The organism is Ruegeria sp. BC3 (assembly GCF_056539265.1).
In genome coordinates this window covers 295,376-316,610 of record NZ_JBQFUP010000004.1, presented here as the reverse complement: position 1 = coordinate 316,610, position 21,235 = coordinate 295,376, and the positions used below count along the sequence as shown (strand labels likewise).

Below are 21,235 nucleotides of genomic sequence, written 5' to 3'. Positions count from 1 at the left end.
GGTCAGGAAGAGGCGCCAGGCAGCGCGAATTTCAGCCTTCGCGGCAGAACCGAGATTTCGAACGTTGTGTCCACCATCGGTTCCCCATCAAGATTCAAATGAAACGGCTTTTCGGTTTCCAGAACCGCCTGCTTGAAACGACTGCGCTGAACAAGTCCTGCAATCGGGTCGGTCAAGTCCGGCAAGCGTCCGAAAGGCAGGTTTTCCGGAAGCAGCCCATCGGTTGTCAAAACCCCCAGATCGAGCAACCCGTCGAACATGTCAGCGTCAGGCGTGACCTCAAACCCGCCTCCGGCGTAACGGTTGTTGCCTATGACGAGGGCGGAAATGGACGCCGAATGCGGCTCTGACCCATCCAGAGAAATCCGGGCCTGTGTCGGCTTCAGTTCCGAAAGCCGGGCCAGACCAGTCAAAGTATAGGCCAAACCGCCCAGATGTTTCTTGACCTCCTTAGGGGTCGTCGCGGTGATCATCGCCCCAAAGCCGCCACTGGCGACGTTCACGAAAGGGCGACCGTTGACCAGCCCGACATCAATTGGCCTTGCCTCACCCGTTGTCGCCCGCTTTAGCGATGTAGTGAGATCCAATCCATCATCACCGTAAGATCTGGCAAAGTCGTTGGCGGTGCCAAGGGGGATAAGCCCCATCGTTACGTCCGGCCCCGCATCACACCGCAACAGGGCACTGGTCACAGCGTTGAGCGTCCCGTCTCCCCCTCCTGCAACAAAGTGAGTCACCCCTTTAGCCAATCGCTTGCGGATCAACTTGCGCAACTGTTTGCCTGACCATGGGATAGTGACCTCGATGCCGAGTTCCTTTTCCAGAGGCCGGACCGCCGCTCTGACGTCAGGGCGGGCGGCGGATTTCCGGTTAAGAATGAGCAGCGCGCTACGAACCATGTTACCAATCTCCGCTTAGGTCTTGAGGTTCTTGATCACAGCTTTGGCAACCGATCCCGCCAGCCCCGGAGCGAATGTCCCGAGTGGGTCCCGCGCCATCTTCTTGAGCGCATCCGCGGCAGACTTGGCTTCTTCTGCTGCAACGCGCAATTCGGCTTCGATGTCCTCCAGCGCCATGTCGCGCACCTCGGCCACAGGGGCGATCTCCTCGGCAACCTTCGAGTTGTTGGCAAGCGCTACCAAAAGAATGGCAAGCGCCAAGTTAACTAGTGCGACTATCAGTGCTGCCGCTGGCCGAGAAATCATGTCAGACAAGGCAAAGAACGCTGCAACATTGAGCATGATCAAACCCACCCCGGCGGCAATGCCCGCCGCTGCCATCAAGCCGGTCTGCCGTCGGAGCACCGCAAGATGACGCTGTGCAATAAGGCGCTCGGAGCGCAGGACGATTGAGATGTTTCTTGAAATTCGGTTCATATCCCGTCTCCTATCTTGAGCGACCGATCAAATAACCCAGAGCAAACACTCCAAGCGCAAGCAGTATCGTCTTTTTGTGCGGAACGTCGTCGAACTCGGCCAAGAGATCGGCGATGTCCTTTTCCAAGTTTGGGGGTTCGGCCGCTTCTTCCTTGGCTTCGGTTGCCACGGCTTCCGATTCAGGGGCCGCAACCAACTCTGGTCGCTCAGCCAGTTGCTGACGCAATGCTGCAAGTTCCATCTCAAGCTCGGCTTTAGTAGCCATTATGACTTATCCTCCAACGCTGACTTAACGATTGACTAAGGACACATTCCTCAACCCGCCAGGTCCAAATTGTTCGAACCACCCAGAAAGGCAAAAAAGTCTTCTTGCGCAAAAACTGTCCCCGCGGACACGCTGAATATGCAACGCCAAATAGTGTCCCGGATCAAGTGAGATGGCTATTCGGTTCGTGTAATGGAAAACTTGGTTGGTATCCTGTCCACTGGGTCCATATTGTCCTTTGGAAAGCTCCTGAGCCAGACCCATGGTCTGCCAATCACAAACCTGTTGAGGATGTTCAGTCGAAATTTCTGAAAATTGGCGCAACACGGAGATGTAAAAACCACCTTGTCTGGGGCTCCTCCATCGCGCTGCTCTGGACTATTCTGAACTTGTTGAAGACGCAGAAAAAAGCTTTGCTTTGTCCGGTCAGACGATCAACGTAGACACAGCATCTGAAATCTTTTCGTTGATACGGACCTAAGGGTGCCCGACGAGACAGCGTGATCCAGCACAGGGATAAGCCGAATAGATCCCATGAAACGCATTCTGCATCTGATGGTTTCGACAGCCGTTCGCTTTGACCGCAACGATGGGTGGGCGCACAGCAGTCATATTGCTCTGTCAATGCTGCTGGCTTTGTTCCCATTCTGTATTTTTGCACTTTCGCTCGCAGGGCAGCTCCACGCCGACATCAGCACGCAGGAATTGGCAGATTTCGTACTTGGAGCTTGGCCTGACGACCTGGCGGAACCAATTGAGCGCGAGATTTTGGCCGTTCTGGAAGCAAGCGATACGACCAAAATTACCTTTGGCGCTGTCCTCGCCGTTTTCTTTGCTTCGAACGGTATTGACGCCATTCGTAAAGCGGTCTCAGGCGCATACTACGAAACAGATACCAGACCGATGTGGTACACACGCCTGATCTGCATCCTATTTGTACTTTTTGCAGCTTTCGTTCTTAGCCTTGGGGGTCTTCTGACCGTCGCACTACCGGCTTCTTTCAGCTTTGTAGAAGAGTCAGCACCCGAACTGTATTCGGCGTTGTTTTCGAGCGAAATCCTCAGAGGAACAATCGCAGTTATGTTTCTAACCTTGCTAGTCACGGCTAGCCACATTTGGCTTCCGCAAACTCACAGACCTTTGAGACGCGTGTTCCCTGGGGTCTTTGTGACCCTCGTATTGTGGGGGATTTGTGGCTGGGGGTTCTCAATCTACATTCGTGATATATCAACTTACAGCGCAACATATGCGGGGCTTTCCGGCATCATGGCGACTATCGTGTTTTTGTATTTTATGGCGGCCGTGTTCATTTTGGGCGCTGAATTTAATGCCCAGAATGCCGAAACGGAAAGCTCCATCTGACATTTCGACCTATTCGAGTCCCGCCTGGACAACACGCTTGCAGTGATCTCTAGCACGTTTTTCACGCCACGCAGCGTTTCTATCGTCACTTTGGCTTTGAACTGATCCGTCAAACTCCGGGGCTTCGTCAATTTCGTATCTTTCCAATGTGGTCCGATACAATTTCGCCAGCCGTCTGATTTTCACAGACCACTTATGACGGTTCAAAGCAGTTCTCTTTTTTAAGTTTGGAGGATCAAAGAAACTGCATGTTTAGGGCGAAATAGACCTGCATCTTTGGTTGGCCAGCGCCCTTGTCGCGAACCGACCATTGCGGTTCTACAAACAGGTTGAAGACGGTCTTGTCACGCTTGATGACTTTGCCCAAGCGAATGCCTAGGGGGACAGAATAGTTGTGATTGCGAAAGTTGTATGTCCAGATCGGCGCGCCGCCGGTGTACCAGCCTTTGCCTAGCTGGTAGAAGGCAAAGGGTTGAAAAGCACCCAGACTGACCCGCGGTTTGCCCTTGGTGTCGCCAACCCCTCCACGCCAGGTCAGCAGGTATCCGTACTGGAACTTGGGCGATGTGGCATTGAAATAGACATTGGCGATGCCCAGCTGCCATTGATCCGATCCCAGCCGATTGTCGGTCGCCGTTGGCGCGACAACCTCCGGTCCTACCGCAAAACTGATTGCCGGGTTGCCGGTATCTATCTGGTAGGCGGCAAAAATGTCAAAATCACCGATCCCATTGACGGTCGATCCCCCGGTGCCGACCGGGAAGCTGTTGTACGGCAGCGAGGCGCGGATCAGCCATTTGGAATTCCCCCATTGCACGGGTTTGGCATAGCGCAATACAAACTGGTTTCCCGATTGGTTTCCCGGCCCGGTGAACTCGTCGATGTAGTAGTTCTGAATGTTGAACGCCGTTATGTCGGCCAGCGGGTTGTTTGCCTGTGCTTCTGCGTTCTGCGCAGCGGCTTCTTCCGAGTGCAGAGCTAATGCAGTCAGAGTGGCAAGAACCAACACCCTGAAAATTGAAAAATACCTAGAAGAAGTCATATACCAATTCCTTTCCAACAGGGTACAAACGCCGCCGTTTTAGTGCTGTGGGTTTGATTTACCTAAAGTCCGTCATATTCGGCGGCGACGGATTGGGGTGATCCTTCAGCGTGGCGAGATAGGTGTTGATGATTTGCAGATAAGGCGCCATCGCCCAGCCTGCGCCGGCATGAGCTAAGTTCACTCGTTCCTTTGGGTCCGCTTCGATGTTAAAAATCTGCGGGAAGCCGGCGGTATCGGTGATCGCACCCATGTAGCCGCCTACAGCCGGGTTGGTTTCGGTAACCCCGACTTCGAACGGATAAAAACGGAATTGCCTCCAGCGAACGGCGGCGATGCGGTCGCCGATGAAGGTGATAAGACTTTCGCGGGCCGATGTGTCCGAGTTACCAAGCAAGAAATCAGATTGGTCCACTCCGTCAATGGGGCGGTCGGTTGGGATATCTGCGCCAATCAAGTTGGCAAGTGTCGGGAAAAAGTCGTGAATGGCAAACATCTCGTTGCTGACCCTTGGTTCGACTGCTCCCGGCCACCGGATCATACCCGCCGTGCGGATTGAGCCTTCGTAGGCGTCCCCCAATTCCCCTCTGAATGGCCCGTTGTCGCCCTGATGCACTTCGTCCAAAGACGTTGCGGTCACCGTCGCACCATTGTCCGAAATCCAGATTACCATTGTGTTGTCGCGGATGCCCGCCTGATCGATAGCAGCCAGAACCTCGCCGGTGCGAATGTCCAACTCCATAACCGAGTCGCCGTATTTGCCAGCGCCAGACATGCCCATGAATTCGTCGGTTGTGTCATTAGGGAAGTGTGGCCGGGTCCACCCGATCATCAGGAAGAATGGGGCCTCCGCCTTGGCTTGCTCCGTGATGTAGGCGGCAGCCGTAGTGGCAATGTCACCTTCGATCTGTTTGCGGTATTCGAAATCATAGGGCCGCACAAAGGAGGTTTCGCCCGGCCCCCTGGCCTCGATGATCTTCGCACCGTATGCCTCTGCTTCGGCATCCGACATACCAAGCGCCTTGATATTTGTGCTGTAGGCGGAACTGTCGCTCGTGCCGGAAAATCCCACCAGCCATTGATCAAAACCCTGGTTCTGTGGCTGGCTGACAGCCTGCGGACCCAAGTGCCATTTGCCGACATAGGTCGTGTCATAGCCGACTGATTTGAACAACTCACCCAAGGTGACGTCATCTTCCTGCAACCCGCCACCGGCCCCGGGCGCGATCACCAGGGACATGCCGTTGCGGATGGAATACTGCCCGGTCTGCAATGCCGCCCGCGACGGAGTACAGCCCGGTTCCACCATGAATTGCGTCAGTCGCAGGCCCTCGGAGGCAAGCTGGTCGATATGTGGGGTGCGCATCCCGCCCCGGGTGCCACCGTTGTAAACACTGAGATCACCGAACCCGAGATTGTCGGCCAGCATCAACACAACATTGAGACGTTGCTGAGCGATGGCAGCAGTCGAGGCAAATGCAAACAAAATCCCGACAAATACAGCCGCATAGCGCAGTTTCATAGTGTTCCCCTTTTGAGGTTTGAAAAGTTGATGCCGCTGGCTCGACAGAGTTGTCATCACTATCCTGGCGGAAACGCGGGTCCTGTCCCACGCTTCCATTTGCGCTCAACCTTCAGGGGTGTACCAGATCGGCGAGGTGTAGGCCCTGTCCTGCAAGATCATAGGAACCTCTGGCGCCATTTCGATGCCATAATACTTCGCGTCATGAGCTTGCCAGGTCGGCTTGGGGATCTCCAAAACGCGAACATAGTAAAAGGCGCGCTGGGAAGGATCGAAGTCCGGATCGGTCCAAACCACAGCCAGCATCGGATCACCAACGGTATTGGTATAGCTGGCGTTGGCGATATCCACCGTGTTGCCAACATCGCTGTCGCAGGCATGATTGCTAATCGTACGACCGTCAGAACAGGCCATGTCGTAAACCTTTTCCGAGGTTGTCCCATCTGCATTAAGCCAGCCTTTGACCATCTGTAGCCGGTCTAGGTTCGCATTATCTGGATCACGCAGGGCGCGTACCATGAAGGTTGGTGCCTCGTCGGCTGGCGCATTTGTCAGGTCTCCCCCCATCGGCACACCTGCGGCATAGCCACGCTCAGCGAAATCGGGCCGTTCCACCTCGTCTACTTTGAAGTCCCAACCACCGAAGACCCGCACGGTTATGCGCGACCCTGTAGTGGCGTAAACTTCTTTGCGGTTGATCGCGTCAAACAGCGCTTCCCGGGTATTCTCGCGAGCCCAGACACCGGTCAGGCCGGAAGCCAGAGTTTCCCAGTTGTAGTAATCGGTTCCCTCCAGTTCGCCCTTCATGAAGACATGGCTCCAGCGACCCGGATCCGGTTCAGCCGGAGGGTTTTTGCCAAAGAAGTTGTCCTCGCGGGTAGTGACCAAAGAGGTATGCGCATCAGTCGAACCAATCATGCCGAACTTAAACGGGTTGGCGCCTAAGGTTGCCTCATGTCTCAGACCAAGTCGTAAGGCAGATCGAGCGTATTGATGCGGCAACATCTCTTCCGTGATCCGATTGCGCCCACCAAGGTCTCCTTTGTCCCAAGTGCCAAAATCGGCCCAGCGATCATCTGGCGAGAGGGCCGGATGAGTTTCACCATCCCCCTTGATCTGCGTCATCTCGTAGATCGGTTCAAAGCGCATCCGCTTCCTAGCATAGGATTCATCTAGCGGTTCGCCATTGTTGCGGTTGTCAGAAAACATCAACCCGGTGCCCCAATTGCCATTGTGCGCGGCCGCAAGAGTACGCCCTCCTGTGTTGTTCTCGTAGGCTTCCATCCAATCCCAAAGGTCTTCAGGATCGTCCGAATCAAAGGTTGCAAAGGGAATAATCTGGCCAGCGCGATCCGCACCATCGCGGAACATAACCACTCGGTGCAGATTGTTGCCGTTAGAGGAGGACGACCACTCAAACCCAATGATCGACGTAAACACACCGGGGTCATAATACTGTTCAGCGTAGGCTGTTGATTTATCCCAAGCCGTACGCTGAATCGAAGGGTTTTCGACCAGATTTTCTAGTCGGGCAGCGGAGTCCACAACCTCATAGAAAGCTTGCATTCCCTGATCCGGATCGCCGCTTTGGCGCATCTTGTACCAGCGCGCGGTTACCGGATCTTCTTGAATGACCGGATCGCCTTTGGTCAGCATGTCCGCCAGCCCGAAATACTCGGCATGGTCAGCCACAACCAACCAATCCAGAGGCCGATGAAGCCTAACGCGGCTACCAGTGCTAGATACCATTTCTTCACCACGGGCAAATCGATAGGCATCGCCTGGATCCAAAGTATTTCCAAAAAAACCGCCATCAATGGAATACGACGTGTGGAGGTGGGTGTCTCCCCAGAACACCTGATTAGGCATGTGCTGGTCGACAAAAGGTGAATAGTCTGGGGTGTTCACACCGACGTCAGCGGGATCAAGTGTACCGTAGCCAAGACCTTCTTCCCGGTCCTGTGCGGCAGTTGCGGTTCCTAAACCTGCTACAAGGCCTAAGGAAACTAGGCTCGAAGTCAGTCTGTTCATAGCATTCTCCTCGGACTTCTTAGTGACATTTCTCCTGTGGCGTCTCTTGCTCAAGTACGCGAGTTTCGGTGCCACGACGGGCGGATGCCTTATCGCAGGCGGCAGTTTTGTATCACTTCGTGTATTCGTCGAAATTCTCTACCCGGTGGATGTTTGGCAATTGGTAGGTGCCGTCAAAGAACTCGGCATGTGCCCCGTACGCCCGGATATACGGGAACCAGCCCCGGCCTGGTAGTGTACGGACATAGTTGGTTTCCCACCCCTTCGGAGCGGCGTCCGGCCCCAACATCACGGCAAAGGACCCGTCCTCGTTCTTTCTCGGTTTGTGCTCGAGACTGTCGATGGTCACATCATCTCCAGACTCAAGCCCGCGATTGTCCAAAAGAACACGTGTGTCAGGATCATAGATCGTTAGCGACCAGAACAAGTCTGTCTTTGGTTCTCGGTCAAACAGCATAACATATCGCTGTTCGCCCTTGAGCCGCTCTCCATTCGAGTCTTCGAACTTGGCGACATATCCCTGCGCTTTCCCGGGCCGGGGTACGGTCATCGAAGGTGAGGTCAATTGCGCCTCGTAGGTATACCGGGCCCGGGGATCAAAAATGTCAAAGTTCTGAGTGCTTTGATCGTACTTGATTCCGTCACCCCATTCCCCGCCGAGCACGTAGCGCCAGTCGAACTCTCGCAAAACGCCATCCAGACGTTCGCTGAACACGAAGGACTTGGCCATCATCTCGCCCACCTTGGCCCCGTCCAGCAGCGCCGCTGTTTGACGTTCGTTCGGTTCGAACGGCTTCCCTCTCTCGATGCCAAGAGACCGCAGCCAATACATGAACAGGCGGTCTCGTTCGGCAAGATGCTCATTGTTGATAGCGGCGTGCAGGACTTTCCAGAATGCCATGCCACGAGGCTGAATCGTCGGAAGGAACTTGTCCCCGCCGGGGTGAACCGTCGTGGCCGGTTCGGAACCGTAGCGATACATCTGAATCTGGTTCCAGGTTTTCTGCACTGTATCCACATCCGCTCCGGCCACTCTAGCCAGAACGACGGCCCGGTCTGTTCCGATCTCGTGAACCTGGAAGTCATCGCCAAGCTTTTTCTGGTCGGGTCGCATGTGTTGTGGCGTGTTCGGGCCTACAATGACGTGCTTGCCGCCTTTGCCTTCAAACGGTCCGAAGATGCCAATATCCGTCGGAGATTCCTGCCACATGTCGATGACCATGCCGATGACGATCCCCGGCGGGACATCCAGCACAGTCGCGGCACCCTTAGTGTTGAGCAGACCCAAGGCGTAGTTTGTAGTTTCGTTCGCAGTCAGGTATCCGCGACGCTCGTTAAACGACTCGATCCGTACGAAATCACCGTAGTCAAAGTCGAAGTTGTTGAAGTAATTCTGGGCAAGCCGTTCCTGCGCTACGATTGGCAAGGCCCACAGATACAGCTGTGCGGCTCGTTGGTGGTCGATCAACTCATAAATCCGAGCAGCAGATTCTTCCGTTGGAAAACTGTGTTCGAGATCAAAATCACCAAAGAAGGTTTCGACAGATCCCGTGACCGGCATCGCTGCGGAGAACTCGTCATCGCTTTGAATGTCAGACAGCCGCATCTCTTCGGCTACTGCATGTGTGCCCAAAAAGGCAAAGCTCGTGAGAGCCGACACCAGCAATAAGATTTTAGCTTTCATAATCTAAACCTCCAACAAAGGGGCAACTGGCCAGTTTGACTGGCCAAGGAATAAGATCCCGCCCAAGAGATGCATTTCTTTCGGGCGGGTGCCTGATCAATCAGCCGCCCAAATCAAGGTTGACCACAACCTTTTCGATCCCACCCGGGAAGTCGAACGGCACATGGTAACTTTCGCTCACAGGCTCACCCGCGTCCGAGCCAACATCAAAGGTCTCGTCCAGCGAAATGCGGAAACCCATGGTGCGGTCGATCCGGCCTTCACCAACGAGAGTGTCATTTACGAACAACTTGCCGGTGCCGCCCTTGCCAGGCCCGCCGCCGTCGTATTCGAAATCGTAGCGAATAACATGTTTGCCCGGTGCCAGCACATCGCCTTCGATGTTGTACCGCTCGAGATTGGCAACGTTGTATGTGTAGACCGGCTTGCCGTCGAGCACATAGAGCGCCCATCCACCAAAACGACCGCCTTGAGTCACCAGCATGCCGTCAGTGTCCCCTTCGCCAATCTCGACATGCGCCGTGATCGTGTGCGACTTGTTTTTGAAATCAGGCGCGGTGCCTTCAGGTATACGCTTCATGTTGTCGTAGTACGTGAACGTATCGCGACCCAAAGTCAGGCTGGGGCGAAGGGCCACGTCTAGTCGCGGCTTGCGTTGGCTATCAATCGGGAAGGCATCATATTTTCGCGCCTCGCCGTAGAACAGGATCTGTAGTTCTTTCAGCTTTTCCGGGTACTGATCCACCACGTTGTTGGACTGGGAAAAGTCCTCGGCCACGTGGTAGAGTTCCCACTCCCAGTCATTAATTACATCGCTAGGTCTGTTCAGACTGGCCCAAGGAACGTCGAACGGTGTAGTCGCCGCGACCCAACCATCATTGTATATGGCACGGTTGCCGAACATTTCGAAGTACTGCGTGCGACGGGTCGATGGGGCTTCGGCATCGTTGAATGCATACATCATGCTGGTGCCTTCGATGGGAGATTGCGCCACACCATTGATCGAATGCGGTGCCGGCAGGCCAGCGGCCTCCAGAATGGTCGGCATGATATCGATCACGTGGTGGAACTGGTCACGCACTTCTCTTTTGCCTTCGATCTTGGCAGGCCAGCGAATGATCATGCTATTGCGTGTGCCGCCAAAGTGGCTGGCGATCTGCTTGGTCCACTGGAACGGCGTATCCATAGCGTGCGCCCATCCGACCGGGAAGTGACCAAAGGTATTCGGCCCACCCAGCTCGTCCATCCGTGCATAGGTGTCCTCGAAAGGCACTTCGATGGCGTTGAACATGGTCATCTCGTTCAACAGACCGTCTGGGCTGCCCTCGGCGCTCGCTCCATTGTCGCCCATTAGGTAGATGACCAGCGTGTTGTCCAATTCGCCTGTATCCTCGACCGCATCCAGGATCCGGTTGATCTGGTGATCCATATGCGCCAGCGCGGCTGCGTAGACTTCCATCATACGGGCGTAGAGCTCTTGCTGCTGGGTCGTCAGTGAATCCCAGGCGCGAATATCCGCTGGGCGTTCAGTCAGTTTTGTGCCTGGGGGAATGATCCCCATTTCCAGCATGTTGGCATGGGTCTGCTCGCGGACGGAATCCCAGCCCATGTCAAACTGACCTTTGAACTTGTCGATCCATGCTTTCGGCGCATGGTGCGGCGCGTGGCTCGTTCCCGGAGCATAATAGACAAAGAAGGGTTTGTCGGGCGCCAGCGCGTGTTGTTCGCGGATATAGTTGATCGCACGGTCGGCCATATCCTCGTCGAGGTGATAGTCCTCGGTGTTCGGTGGTTCGACCGGTTTGGTGCCCTCAAAGATTGCCGGCGTGAACTGGCTGGTGTCGCCGCCGATGAAGCCGAAGAATTGTTCAAAGCCCAGCCCTGTTGGCCACAGATCGAACGGACCGGCCTGGCTGGATTGCCAATCCGGCACATTATGGTTCTTACCGTACCAAGCCGTATTGTAGCCGTTGCCTTTTAGGATTTCGGCAACGGAGCCGTTCTCCTTCGGCATCAGCGAGTTGTAACCCGGGAATCCGGTTCCCAGTTCCATGATCACACCGGTGGCGTTGGAATGGTGGTTGCGACCGGTGATCAGCGCAGAACGAGTTGGGGAACACAGTGCCGTGGTGTGCATCTGCGTGAACAGCAGCCCATCCTGTGCCAGACGCTCATACGCCTCCGTCGGAACCGGCCCGCCGAATGGCACACTGGCCCCAAAGCCCACATCATCCGGCATGATCAGGAGAATGTTCGGAGCGCCTTTGGGGGCCGTAACCTGTCTTGGAAAATCCAACGTCGACTCGTTGGTTCGCAACCCGGCATGACCACGGAACTCGGTCATGGGTATCGGTAAAACGGAACGGTCCCAATGGTCTTTGTCGTCTGCTTGCACAGCAGCAGGCAGACCACCCAACGTGAGTAACCCAGCTAACAAACAAATGAACCCAGCTTTCATTAGATTGCCTCCTAATTTCTTGATCTGTCGGTTCTGGTCGCCGAGGCTATCTGGGTCGGAAAAATTGACTCCTTCAGGGAACATCACCGGATCCGTAATCCCCCTATGATGCACAGACTGAACCGGGCACGCAGCAGCTTTTATTATCCCAAAAGTGCAATCGGGCTTCAGAAATTCACCCTTTCGAGTATTCTCTTATGCAAATTTATTTCGGTTTCGAAATAGTTGAGAAAAGGAGCGAGACCATTGAAGACTCTGCCTTTCATGCAGCACTCGACCTACGAAACGACCGATTTCGAGGACCTGCAAGAGGCTGCATCGGCGTGGGACCAGGAGTACACTCAGCTATCACCGGGACAGTTTTTCGGGAGCATGGAACTGACGGAAGTTGGCACCACTCAAGTGATGCGCGAGAAGTGGGGGCGCAAAATGAGGTACAGAGGTGTTGGCATTCCGGGTGGGTATGGCTTTGCACTGCCGCTGGGGTCTACGAACTCTGTGAATTGGCTCGGCAGCAGTGTTGAGCAAACCTCAGTTGTAATGCAGTCGCCTTATCTAGAGGCTCAACTCGTTTCCGACGACACTTGGGACAGCTTAGTATTATCATTCCCCATGGAAGAGGTTCAGGCGATTTTGATCGCGCTTTCCGGGGGAATTGACTTATCTCACCGACTCCATGGAAACCTTGTATTGAATCAGGCGAAGGCCGATAGGATCAAACGCGGGGGCCTAAGCCTTCTGCAAAAAACTAAATCCTGTTCCCCAAAAGACCATGCCGTGTATGCTGCTCAAGTAGACCAATTCAAAAAACAGTTCTTGTGGACATTGTTAGAATCCTTCAACGAATTCTTGGTTCCTTCTCCGCCGTCGAAACAGGGCATTATCGTTCAAAAAGCAACAGACCTTGCCGTAGCTGATTTTCCAGAGGTCCTCGGGCTGATTGACATTTGTACAAATTTGGGGATTAGCCTTCGCTCGTTACACTACGCTTTCCAGGATGTAGCCGGGATTTCGCCCGCAACTTGGCTGCGTCGCGTTCGGCTGAACCAAGTCTACAGAGTCCTCAAAAACTCAGACCCGATGGAAACCAAGATCAAGCGTGTCGCCGCCGAACATGGATTCCTGCATCTCGGACATTTCAGCAATCAATACAAACAACTTTTCGGACACTTGCCCTCGCACACCCATCGGATGAACTAAGGCTGTTGTCTATGCTCAAGCGGCTTTGAGATTATGCACTTTGTATTGAGTTTGGCAGTAATGGCGTTTGAAGTTTTGAACCTAACCGTCTCTGTTTTCGAACTCGGCCCGCAACTGCTTAGCCTCTTCCTCTAGCTTTTGTTTCGTTGAGAGAGGCGACCGACGGACACTCGCGTATTCGGTCTGTTCGTCTAGTTCGACGGACTCTTTTCCATCTTGCAATTGACCGTCGCTGGACAACAGAACAGCGATCCAACGGGTGGCCGGGATTTCCGAACAGATGACCATGGTCACAACCATCATCGGTATTGCCAGAAATGCTCCCACACCGCCCCAAATCGTTGCCCAGAACGTCAGCGAAACCATTACCATGAATGTGCTGAGGTTGAGGGACTTGCCCTGCATCGAAGGTTGTATCACGTTGGCAATGAATTGATCAGCAGCGCCGTATCCAAATAGTACGATCAGGAAAGGCGTAAGGCTATCGAACTGTATCAAGGCTACAAGAGATGGAAGCGCGATCCCAATAAATGCGCCGATATTAGGGATGAACCCCGCAACGAATACGGTCAGTGCCAGAAGCGGTGCGAAATCAAGGCCGACCCATGAAAAAATGACAAAGGCAACTCCGCCGCTCATGGCGCTGGTGACAGCATTGACCCACATGTACTGTTTCACGCCAACTGAAATTTTGTGCAGGACTTTCCGGGCGCGACGGGTTCCTTCTTCAGTCGCAACCAGCCTCGGCAATTTGTCGACCCAAGCCAGACGTTCGCCGATCAGAAAAGCAAGGTACAGCGCGACGAGACCGATTGTCGACATTGCGCCTCCAAACTGCCCCACAGCCGTTCCTAACCAAGACCCTATCTCGATGTCTTCAGCTGCCTGGCGACCAGCTTCAACGACTTTGGGACCCAGAAACCCTTCTAGTTTCTCCGTCAGGCTCATCAACCGTTCCTGATACCTGGGCAGTGCGTCTTGTACGTCGTCCACCGAGGAGGAGACGATCAGCCCAAGGACCAGCAGCGCCCCCACTATCACGATGATGCTGAGGAGTTGGGCCAGCCAGCCTGGAGGAGACCACCCAAGCAGGTTTGTGCGCTGGATCCTGTCCACGAGCGCAGAAGAAAGAATGAACAGAAGCCCTGTGATCGCCAACGGAATCAGAAAATCGCGCCCAAACCACAAGAAACAGATCAAAAAAGCCATGGTCCCCAGAGCAAAGAACCAATTCGAGATGAGAGTCCTGTTCAAGTTGTCAGAGGTCATGTAACGCCGCACGTTGATCTGGTGTTCCGCCGCAGTAGAAACGCCATAAACATTCGGTGCAAGTTTTAGCTGGTGAAACTATCTTTCCGAGAAGCCAAGTTCCATGAAAACGAACCTCCAGCTCATAGGATTCGCGCAAGAGATACCGACAACAACGTCGGCTATTCACAGATTTCGAATTTGGCCAAATTCCTAGCGAAGGTTTTTTGCCGGTCAAAGCGCCTTCGGGCAATGACGGCTTTGGGCTGCGACCTGCCGAACGCAAGTGCAGCATGCCTTCGACTTTTGGTGGCAGGTCTGGACTCGAACCCAACTTTCGGCAGTGCTAAGTTGCCTCGGACTTTTGCACATTTTGGATGTCTGCTTAAGATGAGAAACCCGTACCACCTCGCAGACGCAGCTAATGACCGAAATCCGCCCCTTCTAAAAAAAAACCAACTTGCCCCTTGCATCCGCTTGCACACCTACCTTTGCAAGGGGGCCCCAAATGCCTGGAAAAAATAGCTTCAGATTGTACAGAGACATCATTCTCAGCGAGCCCGACCAACCGGTTTGGAGCGCTGTCGGTAAGATCGATGGAGGTAGATTTCTTCTGCTCGGTCAACTTGAGATCTACTCGAAATCCGACGGCGCCTTATGGCTCGAAATCAGCCAAATGGGAAAGCAAATCGGCGAAAGCAATCGCGGAAAGTTGGATGTCCTTAAGCTTCGAAAAAGGGACACAGATCCGCATCTATTTGGGTTTATGAAGATCCGCGAGGAAACATATGCTGCGGCGGCATGGATGTGCCGAGATGACGAAGACGCCAAATATTTTCATCTGACCCTTCTGAAAACAAAAAAGCCGCCCGTTCCGAGGGCGACATTCTCAAGAGCTGCAATGTGAGCCACAGCGCAGGCTCATGATACCAGCGCTCGGAACAGGGCTCTTTCACTTATCTGATAGACCAAAAATTGCATGATTTGCTCCTGGTCACGCGTGTGGGATCAGATGATACACTTCGCCGATCACGAGCGAAACATGAATGATGACAGCTGCAATGTGCAACTGGTGGTAAGCCTCTTTGATGAAATGGAACATGTCGTTCCCTCCCGTTTTTGGATGCGCATTTTCTATCCCATGAGTGCGGCCGAGTCAATATATAAGCCATTGATATAAAATAATTAATATTAAAAATCCACTGAATTCACGCCGCTCAAAACCGGATTCCTAATCTTTTTGAAAAAAGAGAGGTCAGCACCAAAAAGAAGAGGGGGCCACGGGAAAAATAAGAGACCCAGAAAACAGCACGGCTCCCCACATAACGAAGGCAGGGAGCCGGGCTTTTGGGGGCTGGTGTTACAGATCGAACGTTTGTCCGTGTTTCTCGAGGTAGGCGATCAGAGACAGCTCAACGGCTCGCACAACCGCTTGTTCTTTGTCCTCTCGGATCGCGTTCCAAGCGGCATAGAGATCTGGATTTACACTCACCGACAATTTTTGCGTACGCGCAGCAGCCCTGCGTTTACTTGGGCTCATCTCTGGTTGGGCTACCAGGCCAGATTTGCTGGTTGAGCCCCGGGGGAAACCCAAGTCACCTTGCTCGACTTTGTTAACATCGCCGACACCTTGCATGAGATTTTGTTTTGCGTTGTCCATCATTGTTTTCCTTATGCTGCTTGGAGAATTTCTGAGAGCGTAGCCGAGACTTCCTGTGCCAGAGCGGCGACGTTCGCATGTGCCGTTTTCGGTGAAGATCCTTGGAACCTTTTCGGCAAATCCAAATAGTCTCCACCTAGACTGGTCATTGCTTGAAAAATCGGTCGGCTAGCCAAGTGAGTTGCAAAAACTGGCACATTTGCCTGTTGCAAAATCGATTTGATTTCCCCGGTAATGCGATGCTCGACCGCTCCGGCTTCTGTCTGACTGAGCAGAACCCGAGCCGCGATTTCGCGTTTCAATACCAGGCTTTTCTGACGAACCTGCTTGAGGACCTGCACAGCCGCGAGGGCGTCCAGGCGGGACACTTTTGACGGTACGATAACCAGATCGCTGACCAGTACGGCATCAATTAGGGATGCGTCATCTGATCCTTCTACGTCGACCAGGACATAGTCGTAGTGATCAGCCGCAGCTAAGGCTGCTTCGGTAAGCTGGCGCTGTTCTACCTGCTTTACTTTAAGATTTTCAGGCAACGGCTTGGCCTTAGCCCATTGCGACAACCAGAGTTTGGGGTCCGTGTCCAAAATGCAGACGGACATTCCGGACCTTGCTGCCTCCAGGCCGGTCAAGATACAGGCCGTGGTTTTCCCACAGCCGCCTTTGGGTGAACAAAATGAAAGGGTTGGCAATCGAATTCTCCTGATGAAATTGCTTCGGAAAGATTGCCAAAAAAAGGTTTCTGAAAGATTTAAGGATAATGGATTTGGATTGCTGGGGAAGGATCGCGAAGGCAAGAAAAGGATTTTGAAGGAACAAGAAGTGTTCGAAATTCTGGGTTTCCAAAGCAATCACAAGAGTTCTGAGGCCATCGGTGGGCGTCACTTGTTTGTGACAGGGTGGCGCGTTTCTAAACGGCCTTGTTGATTTGAGCCATGTCGAACCAATGTAAGGCGTATGACTGATCTCTCGAAGCTATCGCTGCATGAATTGACCTTGAACGAACCTGGTCGGCCTAAGGCTCCGGCTATTGCAGAGGCAACAGATAATCACCGTCGTCAGGGCCGGCAGTTGGCCGCAATCCACCGACATTATTTGATGGAAATCGCTCAGATCGGCGCTGTACTAGCTCGTATTGAGGCGGGGAACGCTCCGCCCGAAAACCTTAAACAGATTGTTCTTTCACTCGACATGGCTGAGAACTTCCGTGTTTTTGGATCACTATGTGGACGGGAATGCCAAGTTCTGAAGTTTCACCACGACATAGAAAGCGCAGACATGTTCCCCCGCATTGAAGCGGCTGGCGGCGGAAAGTTCCGGGAAATTGTCGCCAAGCTCAAGGCGGAGCATGAGGTGGTTCATGAATTAATCATGCGCCTCAGTCACGCCGCCCATGTTTTGTCAGAAGCCCCCTCACAGACCAATTTTGATGAGGCGGCGGCCATCTTTCGAAAATTGGAAGAGGTCGTGCGTTCCCACTTCGGCTACGAGGAAACTGAATTGGCGGAGGCCATCGGGTACTATCTTGGGACCATTTGAAGGATTTTCTGTTTCAGTCAAATCGCATGTTAAACGCCACTTTGGCTTTTCAGGAGTCTATGGTCGAGCAGGATTGGCTTGTGCAGCACTGTTGCCGGGTCAAAACCAGTTTACTGTATCACGCATCTAGCTGGCGCGTTGTTGTCAGTCAGATTGCGCGGGCCGATTATGTTGAGTTCGCGCGAGCGACAATCACGAATGTCAGTAGGCATTAGACTTCGGGTGACATGTTCTTAGTTAGCCGCAACCAGCGCCCCAGGTCCAGTCTTCGCCGCACCTTCGCCTTGTAGCTATCTGGTGCAAGAGGCCGCTTGGCTCGATGGCGCATTGAGTTGCAAAACTTGCATGCTGCAACGATGTTTGCAGGAGAATCTGCACCACCTTCAGCCGCTGCCATCAAGTGCTCGGCGGTGCATTGAAACCAATCAGCCTGGCGTTTTGAGATGGAATGCGCGATCTGGAATTTTTTCGGTGTTCCCGCCCACATCGGCTGGTTGCAGTAGAAGCATAGGCTACCCTGTTCGACGAATTTTCGATCTCTGATTTTTCGTAGTTTCTTACACATTTCGTGCCTCGCGTTTCGACAAAGTCGAGAACTGGGCGCGAAGGTGTTGTACTCTTCACAGGCGCAGTCTTGATTGAGCAACGCCTTAGTTCTTCCCCATGGGCAAAGCTAAAAAAGCAAGCCATTCATCTGAATGACTTCCCACGCGAATATTCTGAGATTGGTAACTGTTTCTGTCAATCCCTTGCCGAACCTTTGTGGGCTGACGAAGGGGAGCGCGAAGCAAAGGCTTCCAATTCGATTTGCTTTTGAAAAGTCCCCGGGAAACAGCAGGCAGGCACTCCGAGGGTTGGCTAGGGTCCGATCCGCTTGCTCTTTGCATACCTCCGCTCATCTCCAATTTGCGCACGCCATAGCAAGTCGTGCTGCTATCAAATTGGAGGGTGAAAATGGCCAACAGGAGGACAAAAAGACAAACAAGAATGGTGGGGATGCGGGTATCTGAAGATCTCTACGATTTGCTGACAGAAGGAGCGGAAACTGAGGGCATCTCCACAACAGCGTATGCGCGCCTTGTCTTGTCGCGAGCCCTAAATTTTGAAGGCGCGCTGCCTGAAACCAAACCTCGTAAGCCGCCACGAAAGAAGCCCATCATTAAAGACATCAAAGCCGCCATTGAGGTCCTAGGGCTTCTGATCGATGTCCGAATGAATCTGTCATACATATCGCGCAATCTGTCTGAGGCGCACACATTCAATCCGCTCAGGGCTGACCAAGTTGTCGAGCAAGGCGAACGTATCGATGCAATCAGACGAGACGTTGATGCTGTCCGAGCACAGATCTTGGGAGAGCGATCATGATTATCAAATCAACACGCATCCCAACTGCACATTCCGGCCGGATCGCTGCATATCTTGCAAAGCCTTCGGACAACGAAATCGCCGCATGGATCCGCGGGTGCCCCGAAGATCTTAAGCTATTGGGCGAAATCTCCAGAATTTCTGGCAAACAATATTCCGTTCGGCATTTTGTGATCTCGCCAAATGAACCGATGAGTCAGCAGGAATTCGCAATGGTGTTTGCTGAAATCTGTCGAGAGTTCGGTGTCTCCATCACATCTGGAAACCGGGCATCCATAGTTGAGCATTTGAAGCCCCGGCAATCAGGCGTCGGAAACGAAACACACTGGCATGTTGCGTTCCCTGAACTTGATGTGGAGACCGGTCGGATATTGAGCAGCCGGTTCACCAAGCTGCGAAACGAAAAAGTGGCCCGTTTGTGCGAACTTACGCTTGGTCACACCGTAGTGCCCGGTCAGTTTAACAAACAGGTTTACAGGGCGCTCGAAAGGGAGAGGCAAGCCTTGGATCTCAAGCCGTTTGAAAGGGCGCTTCGGGAAGCCTCGTTTGCCGCCGGACAAGATGAAAGTATGTGGCTGGAGTATCGAGCGCGCCTTCGAAAAAAATCAAGATCACCGATGAACTGGACGCTCGACAATCAGATCGTTTAGTTTGACGAAATGTCAGGTTTCCCAATGCCATCAAAAGCATATGTGCGGCTCCAAGAGTTTCTTGAGCACCATATGCGGATGTCACATATCTACCAGCCAGTGATGATCCGCAGAATTCTCAAAGGTGGTGGATCCGCCTCGCTTGAAGAGATTGCCGCAGCGCTCATGGTTTATGATCGCTCGCAGCTCGAATATTATATGGTCCGCACGAAGAACATGGTGGGACGTGTTCTCACAAACAATGGCATTGTGCAGCCCATCAAATCCGGCCGGGAAATCCAAGCTTACCAACTGGCAGAAAATGCAGGTCTCCAAGATGCCGAGATCCAAGACCTCATCAGGATTTGCGATCAGAAAATCGATACGTTCATTGGGAAGCGTGGCGACAAGATATGGTCGCATAGATCCAAGTCGTCAGGGTACATTCCCGGCACCCTTCGATACGAGGTTCTGAAGCGCGCCCATTTTCGTTGCGAGCTATGTGGGATATCGGCCGACCAAAAGGCGTTGGAAGTCGACCACATTCTGCCCCGCAACAAAGGGGGCGGGGACGAGGCTATCAACCTTCAGGCGCTTTGTTATTCCTGCAATGCAATGAAGCGAGATCGCGATGACACTGATTTTCGGGGCATGGCCAAGAGCTACGCTCACAGATGCGATGGATGCGCCTTTTGTGAGATCCCCAGTGAGCGGGTGGTTGCTGAGAATGAACTGGCTTATGCCATTCGGGACGGCTTTCCGGTCACCCACCATCATACTTTGATCATTCCGAAACGGCACGTGCCGGACTATTTTGACCTTCATCAGCCAGAGTTGAATGCGGTACAGCAACTCCTCCAAGCAGAACGCCAAACTGTACGGGGGCTAGATCGGTCTGTCGAAGGATTTAATGTGGGCATCAATCCAGGCGAAGTGTCGGGACAGACCATTTTCCATTGCCACATACACCTTATCCCTCGTGGTGGGGTCAGGGGGGTCATTCCTGAGAGGCGAATTTACTGAGATGGCCTTGGCTAAAGTCGCGCCTGAGCGGCGCGTTGCATAACACCCTTTTTCGACAGAAGGGTAGGCAAGAAGGCGCCAAGGCTTTTTGATCCCTTCAGGCCTTCCTGATAGATGGCCAGAAACCAAATCGGACTGTTGTGTCTGACATGTGTTGAGGTTGGCCCAATATGCCGGAGATCCCCGTGAAGAAACTTGCTGCTCTTCTTTTATGTTCAACCCTTGCAGCTTGCTCTGGCTCCTACCGCGACACCTCGGTCACGATGGACGTCGTGAGCAAACTAGACGTGCAGAGATACACCGGAGTGTGGTTTGAGTACGCCCGCTTCCCGGTGTTCTTCCAGCGGGGATGCACAGACACAACGGCTGAATATCAGATTATCGCCGAGGATACGGTGTCCGTTTACAACCGCTGCCTTGTTGAAAATGGCACGAGGGTAAAGGACATCACCGGCCAAGCCACAATTGAAGATGTTGGCAAACTCAAGGTCAGCTTCCCACAGGTTCCCTTTGTCAAATCGCCATACTGGGTTTTGTGGGTGGACGATGAGTATGAGGTTGCCGTTGTTGGGACGCCCAATGGAAGCGCCGGTTGGATCCTATCGCGCAGCACGGAACCCAGCCAAAAGCATATCGACAAAGCGCGATCTGTTTTGACGGAAGCCGGATACGATGTGTCCAAGCTGGAAGTGACGCCCCACGCTTCCAAGTGACGTAGGAAACGAGCGAAGAGGCGACCGCTCCGGGGCGGGGCCGTTAGAAAACGTTGGTCCTGAAACGCCCCAGCCAAACCTTTCACGTTTCCGGCAGCAGCCCGCCGCGCCCGACACA

Annotated in this window: 21 protein-coding genes; 9 read left to right on the top strand and 12 right to left on the bottom strand. The window is 53.4% G+C overall.

All coding sequences use genetic code 11. From position 1 onward, the window contains the following. Positions 1-2: 2 nt before the first annotated feature. From ACR0MV_RS13495 to ACR0MV_RS13485, 3 genes are read right to left on the bottom strand one after another with little or no spacing between them, the layout of a single operon-like run. Complete coding sequence (locus ACR0MV_RS13495) at positions 3-899, bottom strand: YegS/Rv2252/BmrU family lipid kinase (protein ID WP_170510412.1); 897 nt, start codon at positions 897-899, stop codon at positions 3-5. A 15-nt stretch (positions 900-914) separates the two neighbouring features. Continuing rightward, positions 915-1,376, bottom strand: a complete 462-nt coding sequence (locus ACR0MV_RS13490) for a hypothetical protein (RefSeq protein WP_170510409.1) — start codon at positions 1,374-1,376, stop codon at positions 915-917. 10 nt (positions 1,377-1,386) lie between these two features. Then, positions 1,387-1,641, bottom strand: coding sequence for a hypothetical protein (locus tag ACR0MV_RS13485; RefSeq protein ID WP_170486474.1), 255 nt, complete (start codon positions 1,639-1,641; stop codon positions 1,387-1,389). A 534-nt stretch (positions 1,642-2,175) separates the two neighbouring features. Between ACR0MV_RS13485 and ACR0MV_RS13480 the strand changes: the two genes are divergently transcribed. After that, complete coding sequence (locus ACR0MV_RS13480) at positions 2,176-3,003, top strand: YihY/virulence factor BrkB family protein (protein WP_170510406.1); 828 nt, start codon at positions 2,176-2,178, stop codon at positions 3,001-3,003. A gap of 235 nt (positions 3,004-3,238) precedes the next feature. On the opposite strand, the gene ACR0MV_RS13475 is transcribed toward ACR0MV_RS13480, so the two are convergent. From ACR0MV_RS13475 to ACR0MV_RS13455, 5 genes are all read right to left on the bottom strand, one after another. Next, complete coding sequence (locus ACR0MV_RS13475; RefSeq protein WP_170510403.1) at positions 3,239-4,045, bottom strand: hypothetical protein; 807 nt, start codon at positions 4,043-4,045, stop codon at positions 3,239-3,241. Positions 4,046-4,103: 58 nt separating this feature from the next. Beyond that, positions 4,104-5,567, bottom strand: coding sequence for a sulfatase-like hydrolase/transferase (locus tag ACR0MV_RS13470; protein ID WP_170510400.1), 1,464 nt, complete (start codon positions 5,565-5,567; stop codon positions 4,104-4,106). Between the two features lie 105 nt (positions 5,568-5,672). Further along, positions 5,673-7,598, bottom strand: a complete 1,926-nt coding sequence (locus tag ACR0MV_RS13465) for a DUF3604 domain-containing protein (protein WP_170510397.1) — start codon at positions 7,596-7,598, stop codon at positions 5,673-5,675. Between the two features lie 112 nt (positions 7,599-7,710). After that, positions 7,711-9,282, bottom strand: a complete 1,572-nt coding sequence (locus ACR0MV_RS13460) for a DUF1214 domain-containing protein (RefSeq protein ID WP_170469318.1) — start codon at positions 9,280-9,282, stop codon at positions 7,711-7,713. A gap of 100 nt (positions 9,283-9,382) precedes the next feature. Beyond that, complete coding sequence (locus ACR0MV_RS13455; RefSeq protein WP_170469315.1) at positions 9,383-11,740, bottom strand: arylsulfatase; 2,358 nt, start codon at positions 11,738-11,740, stop codon at positions 9,383-9,385. 246 nt (positions 11,741-11,986) lie between these two features. Here ACR0MV_RS13455 and ACR0MV_RS13450 point away from each other — a divergent pair, with 246 nt between their 5' ends. Beyond that, entirely contained in the window at positions 11,987-12,940 is a 954-nt protein-coding gene (locus ACR0MV_RS13450) for a helix-turn-helix domain-containing protein (protein WP_170510394.1), read from the top strand. 81 nt (positions 12,941-13,021) lie between these two features. On the opposite strand, the gene ACR0MV_RS13445 is transcribed toward ACR0MV_RS13450, so the two are convergent. After that, complete coding sequence (locus ACR0MV_RS13445; RefSeq protein WP_170510391.1) at positions 13,022-14,149, bottom strand: AI-2E family transporter; 1,128 nt, start codon at positions 14,147-14,149, stop codon at positions 13,022-13,024. Between the two features lie 547 nt (positions 14,150-14,696). Between ACR0MV_RS13445 and ACR0MV_RS13440 the strand changes: the two genes are divergently transcribed. After that, positions 14,697-15,095: a hypothetical protein gene (locus tag ACR0MV_RS13440; RefSeq protein ID WP_170510388.1), complete on the top strand. Its 399-nt coding sequence runs from the start codon at positions 14,697-14,699 to the stop codon at positions 15,093-15,095. 453 nt (positions 15,096-15,548) lie between these two features. Here the strand turns inward: ACR0MV_RS13440 and ACR0MV_RS13435 are convergent, their stop codons facing one another. Together ACR0MV_RS13435 and ACR0MV_RS13430 are read right to left on the bottom strand one after the other, a co-directional pair. Continuing rightward, entirely contained in the window at positions 15,549-15,848 is a 300-nt protein-coding gene (locus ACR0MV_RS13435) for a hypothetical protein (RefSeq protein ID WP_170510385.1), read from the bottom strand. 11 nt (positions 15,849-15,859) lie between these two features. After that, positions 15,860-16,480: a ParA family protein gene (locus ACR0MV_RS13430; RefSeq protein ID WP_254434009.1), complete on the bottom strand. Its 621-nt coding sequence runs from the start codon at positions 16,478-16,480 to the stop codon at positions 15,860-15,862. On the opposite strand from ACR0MV_RS13430, the gene ACR0MV_RS13425 reads away from it, so the two are divergent. After that, positions 16,437-16,775 (top strand): hypothetical protein, encoded by a 339-nt coding sequence (locus ACR0MV_RS13425; protein ID WP_170510256.1) that lies wholly within the window; start codon positions 16,437-16,439, stop codon positions 16,773-16,775. The two genes, ACR0MV_RS13430 and ACR0MV_RS13425, sit on opposite strands and share 44 nt — an antisense overlap. Positions 16,776-16,805: 30 nt before the next feature. Continuing rightward, positions 16,806-17,387, top strand: coding sequence for a hemerythrin domain-containing protein (locus tag ACR0MV_RS13420; RefSeq protein WP_170510379.1), 582 nt, complete (start codon positions 16,806-16,808; stop codon positions 17,385-17,387). A 211-nt stretch (positions 17,388-17,598) separates the two neighbouring features. On the opposite strand, the gene ACR0MV_RS13415 is transcribed toward ACR0MV_RS13420, so the two are convergent. After that, complete coding sequence (locus ACR0MV_RS13415) at positions 17,599-17,952, bottom strand: HNH endonuclease (protein WP_170510376.1); 354 nt, start codon at positions 17,950-17,952, stop codon at positions 17,599-17,601. A gap of 389 nt (positions 17,953-18,341) precedes the next feature. Here ACR0MV_RS13415 and ACR0MV_RS13410 point away from each other — a divergent pair, with 389 nt between their 5' ends. From ACR0MV_RS13410 to ACR0MV_RS13395, 4 genes are all read left to right on the top strand, one after another. Next, positions 18,342-18,752 (top strand): hypothetical protein, encoded by a 411-nt coding sequence (locus ACR0MV_RS13410; protein WP_170510372.1) that lies wholly within the window; start codon positions 18,342-18,344, stop codon positions 18,750-18,752. Further along, positions 18,749-19,402: a hypothetical protein gene (locus tag ACR0MV_RS13405; RefSeq protein ID WP_170510369.1), complete on the top strand. Its 654-nt coding sequence runs from the start codon at positions 18,749-18,751 to the stop codon at positions 19,400-19,402. The genes ACR0MV_RS13410 and ACR0MV_RS13405 overlap by 4 nt, the downstream gene beginning before the upstream one ends. A 24-nt stretch (positions 19,403-19,426) precedes the next feature. Beyond that, entirely contained in the window at positions 19,427-20,404 is a 978-nt protein-coding gene (locus tag ACR0MV_RS13400) for an HIT domain-containing protein (protein ID WP_217358884.1), read from the top strand. Positions 20,405-20,589: 185 nt separating this feature from the next. After that, on the top strand, positions 20,590-21,117 hold the full coding sequence (locus ACR0MV_RS13395) for a lipocalin family protein (RefSeq protein ID WP_170510366.1): 528 nt from the start codon (positions 20,590-20,592) through the stop codon (positions 21,115-21,117). Positions 21,118-21,235 lie beyond the last annotated feature (118 nt).

Coding starts and splice junctions, on each gene's coding strand:
- ACR0MV_RS13475 (WP_170510403.1), bottom strand. CDS start 4,045: ATGACTTCTTCTAGGTATTTTTCAATTTTCAGGGTGTTGGTTCTTGCC.
- ACR0MV_RS13495 (WP_170510412.1), bottom strand. CDS start 899: ATGGTTCGTAGCGCGCTGCTCATTCTTAACCGGAAATCCGCCGCCCGC.
- ACR0MV_RS13435 (WP_170510385.1), bottom strand. CDS start 15,848: ATGGACAACGCAAAACAAAATCTCATGCAAGGTGTCGGCGATGTTAAC.
- ACR0MV_RS13425 (WP_170510256.1), top strand. CDS start 16,437: ATGCAGACGGACATTCCGGACCTTGCTGCCTCCAGGCCGGTCAAGATA.
- ACR0MV_RS13440 (WP_170510388.1), top strand. CDS start 14,697: ATGCCTGGAAAAAATAGCTTCAGATTGTACAGAGACATCATTCTCAGC.
- ACR0MV_RS13410 (WP_170510372.1), top strand. CDS start 18,342: ATGGCCAACAGGAGGACAAAAAGACAAACAAGAATGGTGGGGATGCGG.
- ACR0MV_RS13400 (WP_217358884.1), top strand. CDS start 19,427: ATGCCATCAAAAGCATATGTGCGGCTCCAAGAGTTTCTTGAGCACCAT.
- ACR0MV_RS13490 (WP_170510409.1), bottom strand. CDS start 1,376: ATGAACCGAATTTCAAGAAACATCTCAATCGTCCTGCGCTCCGAGCGC.
- ACR0MV_RS13415 (WP_170510376.1), bottom strand. CDS start 17,952: ATGTGTAAGAAACTACGAAAAATCAGAGATCGAAAATTCGTCGAACAG.
- ACR0MV_RS13445 (WP_170510391.1), bottom strand. CDS start 14,149: ATGGCTTTTTTGATCTGTTTCTTGTGGTTTGGGCGCGATTTTCTGATT.
- ACR0MV_RS13485 (WP_170486474.1), bottom strand. CDS start 1,641: ATGGCTACTAAAGCCGAGCTTGAGATGGAACTTGCAGCATTGCGTCAG.
- ACR0MV_RS13405 (WP_170510369.1), top strand. CDS start 18,749: ATGATTATCAAATCAACACGCATCCCAACTGCACATTCCGGCCGGATC.
- ACR0MV_RS13480 (WP_170510406.1), top strand. CDS start 2,176: ATGAAACGCATTCTGCATCTGATGGTTTCGACAGCCGTTCGCTTTGAC.
- ACR0MV_RS13470 (WP_170510400.1), bottom strand. CDS start 5,567: ATGAAACTGCGCTATGCGGCTGTATTTGTCGGGATTTTGTTTGCATTT.
- ACR0MV_RS13460 (WP_170469318.1), bottom strand. CDS start 9,282: ATGAAAGCTAAAATCTTATTGCTGGTGTCGGCTCTCACGAGCTTTGCC.
- ACR0MV_RS13465 (WP_170510397.1), bottom strand. CDS start 7,598: ATGAACAGACTGACTTCGAGCCTAGTTTCCTTAGGCCTTGTAGCAGGT.
- ACR0MV_RS13420 (WP_170510379.1), top strand. CDS start 16,806: ATGACTGATCTCTCGAAGCTATCGCTGCATGAATTGACCTTGAACGAA.
- ACR0MV_RS13455 (WP_170469315.1), bottom strand. CDS start 11,740: ATGAAAGCTGGGTTCATTTGTTTGTTAGCTGGGTTACTCACGTTGGGT.